The organism is Pseudomonas sp. EA_65y_Pfl1_P113 (genome assembly GCF_963970525.1).
GTDB lineage: Bacteria > Pseudomonadota > Gammaproteobacteria > Pseudomonadales > Pseudomonadaceae > Aquipseudomonas > Aquipseudomonas tritici.
Genome location: NZ_CAXAQM010000085.1, coordinates 1 through 1,652, shown reverse-complemented (window position 1 = coordinate 1,652; position 1,652 = coordinate 1). Strand labels below are relative to the sequence as shown.

At 58.7% G+C, this 1,652-nt stretch carries 1 protein-coding gene; it reads left to right on the top strand.

Translation table 11 applies throughout. The annotated features are described in order from the left end of the window. The first annotated feature begins 241 nt into the window (after positions 1 to 241). Positions 242 to 1,495: a magnesium transporter MgtE N-terminal domain-containing protein gene (locus AACY52_RS28355; RefSeq protein ID WP_339561076.1), complete on the top strand. Its 1,254-nt coding sequence runs from the start codon at positions 242 to 244 to the stop codon at positions 1,493 to 1,495. Positions 1,496 to 1,652: the final 157 nt, after the last annotated feature.

Below are 1,652 nucleotides of genomic sequence, written 5' to 3'. Positions count from 1 at the left end.
CCCATCGACCGGTCGCAACGGCTGTCATGGCGTATGCCGCCTCTCGCCTTGCTGGCGGCACCGAAACTGCCGCTCGGCAGCCGCATCGGCCTTACCGTGCTGCGAAGCTATCTCCTGATCGCGATGATCATGGTCATTTTCCGCATCTACCAACTCGCTGTTGGACACTGATCGTCGTCTGCGTAACATTGGCATCGGCACCCCCGTTTCGATGGCGGAGCCGCAAAGAGGAACTTCATAGGTGAGTGACAGTCCGGAACCGTCAACAGCAGACGCAGTGCTTTCCTTGTCGTCCCTGCTCAAGCACGCCGTGATCGACGGCGATGGACGTACGCTTGGCAAGCTATCGGATGTCGTCACACGACTTCGCGACAATGACTATCCCCTTCTGACAGGCTTGGTCATCTCACTGGGCAGTGCGGGTTATTTCGTGCCCATGAGCGACGTGACGAGCATCGACCCCGAGGCGGTCCGCCTCCGCACTGCCAAGGTGGATTTACGGCCCTTCCAGCGCCGCGATGGCGAATTGCTGCTCAAGGAGAACATTCTCGGGCATCGCATCATTGATGTCGCTCGCAGCGCCCTGGTGAAAGCCTACGACGTTCGGCTCGCTTTGGCTGCAAACGGCTGGATTGTAACAGGGCTGGACGTTCACAAGGGGCGCTGGTTTCACCTTGGCCGGCACGAAGAGCATCCCGCGCGGGACTGGCATTCGTTCCTGTTGCTGATCGGCGATGAGCGCGGTTCGGGGTCGCGTTCGGCTGCGAGCCGCGTGACCAAGCTCAAACCTGCCCAGATCGCCGATATCATTGAGAGTGCCTCGTCGCGAGAAGAGAACGTCCTGCTGGCGCACGTACATGAAGACCCGGAACTGGAGGCTGACGTCTTCGAAGAACTGGACGACAACAAACAGGCAAGACTGCTGCACGCGCGCACCGATGAGGAGGTGGCGGGGCTCCTTGCCAGAATGCGCGCTGATGATGCCGCGGATGCAGTGATGGACCTTGCCCAAGAGCGGCGGCAAGTTGTGATCGACCTGCTGCCGGAGGTTCAGAAAACGAAGGTTCTAACCCTGCTTGGGTATCACGAGGCAACCGCTGGTGGCCTTATGGGTCCAGAGTTTGTGGCGCTTTCGGAAGAGAAGACGATCGGCGATGCGCTTCAAGCGGTTCGATCAGCCACGACGCATCAGCCCGAGGCGCTGACGATGATCCACATCATTCGGGATGACGGAATCTTGGCAGGCACGCTTATGCTCGTTCGGGCTTTGCAATCCGCGCCAGAAACTTTGCTCCGCGATGCAGCCGACCACCACTTGGTGGTAGCATCCCCTGAGGACGACATTATCACGGTTACGACCCGCATGGCCGACTTCAATCTCCTCAGCCTGCCGGTCGTAGATTCCGACAATAGAATGCTTGGAATCGTCACGGTCGATGATGCCCTTGAAGCCGCCATTCCGCGTGACTGGGTTCGCCGTCGATCGGGTGACTGATTCTAATTTTTAGTATCAAAACCGGTCGTGGCTGTTGAAAAAGGCCGAGTGCCCGTACACTCTGCCCGTGCTAAGTAGCTACCTTTCAGGAAAGATGGTCGCGAGCGCAGAAAGGCACATCGGCACGGCCGACTGAACCAAGGACACATATCGCAAA